Annotated in this window: 1 pseudogene; it reads left to right on the top strand. The window is 62.6% G+C overall.

The annotated features are described in order from the left end of the window. Positions 1-16: 16 nt before the first annotated feature. A pseudogene (gene fliI / locus AAEY83_RS12835) lies at positions 17-478 on the top strand (flagellum-specific ATP synthase FliI); the annotation flags it as partial.

Below are 478 nucleotides of genomic sequence, written 5' to 3'. Positions count from 1 at the left end.
GGTGGAAGCGGAAGTCATGGGTTTTTCCGGCAGCAAAGTCTTTCTGATGCCGGTCGGCAGCGTCGCCGGGATTGCCCCGGGCGCCCGCGTGGTGCCCCTGGCCGATACCGGTCGTTTACCGATGGGCATGAGCATGCTCGGCCGTGTCCTCGACGGCGCCGGTCGCGCGCTGGACGGCAAGGGCGGCATGAAGGCCGAAGACTGGGTGCCGATGGATGGCCCGACAATCAACCCGCTCAACCGTGATCCGATCAGCGTACCGCTGGACGTCGGCATCCGTTGCATCAACGGTTTGCTGACGGTCGGCCGTGGCCAGCGTCTGGGTCTGTTCGCCGGTACCGGTGTCGGTAAATCGGTGCTGTTGGGCATGATGACCCGCTTCACCGAGGCCGACATCATCGTCGTCGGCCTGATCGGTGAGCGTGGTCGCGAAGTTAAAGAATTCATCGAACACATTCTCGGTGAAGAAGGCCTTAAA

It is taken from the genome of Psychrobacter sp. TB20-MNA-CIBAN-0197 (genome assembly GCF_040309765.1).
Taxonomy (GTDB): domain Bacteria; phylum Pseudomonadota; class Gammaproteobacteria; order Pseudomonadales; family Moraxellaceae; genus Psychrobacter; species Psychrobacter submarinus.
The sequence above is the reverse complement of the archived record's forward strand: the minus strand, read 5'-3'. Positions and strand labels throughout refer to the sequence as shown.